Here is a 3,594-nt window from a genome sequence, read left to right on the forward strand (position 1 = left end):
GTGGAGGGCTTCGAATTGTTCTTTGGTTAGTCGGGTGTATTTCATTTTTAAAGGTACTGAGGTACTAAGGTGCTAAGGCACTGAGGTTTTTAATACTATTTAATTTTAATTTTTTCAATTCAGGTCTTGTTAAGATTTCGTCAGGATGTGAGTTACTAGTTGAGTACTAAGGTTCGCAAAACCCGAAACCCGCAACCCGTAACTCGCAACTTCTACCCAATCACATCCAGTTTCGCAAACCGCAACAGCAACTTCTTTATCCCACCCACATCAAATTTAATCTCCGCTTTCTTGTCGGCTCCGACGCCTTCTAGGTTTAAAACCTCACCTTTTCCGAAACGTTCGTGCATGACTATATTTCCTGGAACGAGTTTGGAATCAAATAAATTAGTACTTGCCGGAGCATTTCCTGTCACGGGTTTTAGCTTACGAATGGTGGAAGACGGTTCTCCGCCATACCGTTTGGGAGGCGTTCCATTAGTTGGTTTAGCTAATCGCAATTTCGATTTGTCTACATCGCCAAAAATATCCATGTCCATCATCGGTTTGTAGCGATATCCCGTTTCGGTGTGACTGATGTATTCCAAATATTGGTCGTCAATTTCTTCTATAAAACGAGAAGGCTCGCTGTCCATTAATTTTCCCCAACGGTAACGCGATTGAGCATAAGTCAAATACGCTTGGTGTTCGGCTCTTGTTAAGGCGACGTAGAATAAACGGCGTTCTTCTTCCAACTCACTTCGAGTGTTTAAACTCATGGCACTCGGAAACAAATCCTCCTCCATTCCAACTACAAAAACGGTTGGGAATTCAAGGCCTTTTGCCAAGTGAATGGTCATTAACGCCACACGGTCGTCGTCACCCGTGTCTTTATCTAAATCAGTTGCCAAAGCCACATCTTCCAGGAATTCTGACAACGCTCCTCGAGCACCGTCAATTTCTTTTTGACCTTCGGTGAAGTCTTTGATACCGTTTAGTAATTCTTCGATGTTTTCAATTCGGGCTATTCCTTCCGGTGTGCCGTCTTTTTTTAATTCTTGAACTAATCCTGTTTTTTTAGTGACATGTTCGGCCAAATAAAACGCATCCTGATTTTCGTTGATGACTTGAAAACTTTTAATCATCATGACAAAATCTTCCAACTTTTGTTTGGTTCCCGAGTTGAGTTTGAGGTCAATTTTATCAATATTTTCCATGACTTCAAAAATGGAACGCTTGTAATGATTGGCGGCAACGGTTAATTTCTCCACTGTACTGTCTCCAATTCCTCGAGCGGGATAATTGATGACACGAACCAAAGCTTCTTCATCCTTCGGGTTGATGACCAAACGTAAATAGCACAATACATCTTTGATCTCCTTGCGTTGGTAGAACGATAATCCACCATATATTCTGTACGGAATGTCGCGTTTTCGCAACGCATCTTCCATGGCACGAGACTGAGCATTGGTGCGATATAAAATAGCAAATTCCCCATTTTTCATTTGGTTTCGCATCTTTTCTTCAAAGATCGTAGAAGCTACAAAACGACCTTCTTCACCGTCGGTAATGCTGCGGTTGACCTTTATTTTGGGTCCGTCCTGATTATGCGTCCAAACGACTTTTTCTAACTTGGTTTTGTTTTTATCAATAATGGAATTGGCCGCTTGTACAATATTTTTCGTGGAACGGTAATTTTGTTCCAGGCGAAAAGTTTGCACATCGACATAATCTTTTTGAAAATTTAAAATGTTGTTGATGTTTGCTCCACGAAATGCATAAATACTTTGAGCATCATCCCCTACCACACAGATATTCTGAAAACGATCGGACAAAGCACGAACAATCAAATACTGCGAATGGTTGGTATCTTGGTACTCATCCACCAAAATATATCGAAAACGGTCTTGGTATTTGGCCAAAACATCCGGAAAACGATTCAATAATTCGTTGGTTTTTAACAACAAATCATCAAAATCCATCGCTCCCGATTTGAAGCAACGCTCGACGTAATTATTATAAATTTCACCCATTCGAGGCTTTTTGCTCATGGCGTCTGCTTCTTGCAATTCGGGATTATTGAAATACGCTTTAACTGTAATCAACGAGTTTTTATAGGAAGAAATGCGACTAAAAACCTGTTTGGGTTTGTAAATATCTTTGTCGAGTTGCATTTCTTTGATGATTGCCCCGATTAGGCGGACACTATCTTGAGCATCGTAAATAGTAAAGTTGCTTGGATAGCCTAATTTCTCTGCTTCGATGCGAAGGATTTTAGCAAATACCGAGTGAAATGTTCCCATCCATAGATTTTTCGCTTCGTTGCTACCTACGATATCCGAAATACGTTTCTTCATTTCGCGAGCAGCTTTGTTGGTAAACGTCAGCGACAAAATATTGAAGGCATCCACTCCCAAACTCATTAAGTAAGCAATTCGCATTGTTAAAACTCGGGTTTTTCCGGAACCTGCACCGGCGATGACAATCATGGGACCGTCTTTTTGGAGTACTGGTGCACGTTGGGCTTCATTGAGTTGATTGATGTATTCGTTTATCATAGTATTTTTAGCAAAGTTCAAAAATAAGCTTACTAATGATTTATTACAATTAAAATTGTTACGATTTATCAACTAAAATTCTATTTTTGCAGGAGACGTTTTAGCCCCGATAGCAGTGGAAAACATTTTTTTGTAAAAGCTATTTTTTCTTGGTAAAAAAAAGCGACGAGAGGGAGCTCTTTTTTTGACAGTAGAAAAAAAGATTTTACAAGAAAATTTTGGAACGGATAGCGGGAAATAGCTCCAAAATAAACTAAAAAGAACTATGGAATCCATTAAACTAATTGAACTGATATCCTTTACATTACCGGCTATTATCACGGGAATTGTGGCTTACTCCTTTTTCAATTTACACAACAAAAGTGAGCAGGAACGCCGCAATTATTTGCTGCAAAAAGAATTACAAAAAGATGCTTTACCGTTACGTTTACAAGCATATGAACGCATGGTTTTGTATTTGGAACGCATCAATCCGGCGAAATTATTGATTCGTGTAGCTCCCTTTTCGGATGATAAAAATGCCTATGAAACTTTTTTGATTCAGCAAATTGAACAAGAATTTGAACACAATTTAACCCAGCAAATTTATTTGACTGAAGATTGTTGGACGGTTATCACAACAGCTAAAAACACCATTATTCAAAATATTCGCAAAGCAAATATGAGTGAAAAAGTAGAATCATCGCACAAACTACGTGAGGTAATTCTAAGTGATTTATTGGACAAACAATCGCCCAGTTATATGGCAATTAGTTATTTAAAAACGGAAGTGATTCAAATGATGGGTTAGTTTTGCAACAACCTTTTTAACTGACTTTGTTCTGCCGCATGTAAACTCGGAAGCATTTCTTCAAAATACTTTTTGTGTCGGTCGGTTTTGACTAATTCACGTATTTGATTGCGGGCAAAAAGAGTGAACTGCCATTTGTGGTGCGTGGTTGCGTTGACTAAATTCCGCAAGATATTTTGATCATTCGGATTCAGAAACAACAGATTGGTTAACGCATTCTGACGAATAGAACTTTCAAAATTTGGCGAACTGTAATTCAGTAATTCA

At 38.8% G+C, this 3,594-nt stretch carries 2 protein-coding genes and 1 pseudogene; 1 reads left to right on the forward strand and 2 read right to left on the reverse strand.

Annotation, left to right across the window (positions count from 1 at the left end):
• Positions 1-212: 212 nt before the first annotated feature.
• Positions 213-2,537 (reverse strand): ATP-dependent helicase, encoded by a 2,325-nt coding sequence (locus ACIQ2S_RS12145; RefSeq protein WP_396176363.1) that lies wholly within the window; start codon positions 2,535-2,537, stop codon positions 213-215.
• Positions 2,538-2,802: 265 nt separating this feature from the next.
• Here ACIQ2S_RS12145 and ACIQ2S_RS12150 point away from each other — a divergent pair, with 265 nt between their 5' ends.
• Entirely contained in the window at positions 2,803-3,327 is a 525-nt protein-coding gene (locus ACIQ2S_RS12150; protein ID WP_396176365.1) for a hypothetical protein, read from the forward strand.
• On the opposite strand, the pseudogene ACIQ2S_RS12155 reads toward ACIQ2S_RS12150, so the two are convergent.
• A pseudogene (locus tag ACIQ2S_RS12155) lies at positions 3,324-3,594 on the reverse strand (M1 family peptidase); the annotation flags it as partial. The gene ACIQ2S_RS12150 and the pseudogene ACIQ2S_RS12155 sit on opposite strands and share 4 nt — an antisense overlap.

The sequence above is a fragment of the Flavobacterium sp. genome, from assembly GCF_044371705.1.
Classification (GTDB): Bacteria; Bacteroidota; Bacteroidia; order Flavobacteriales; family Flavobacteriaceae; genus Flavobacterium.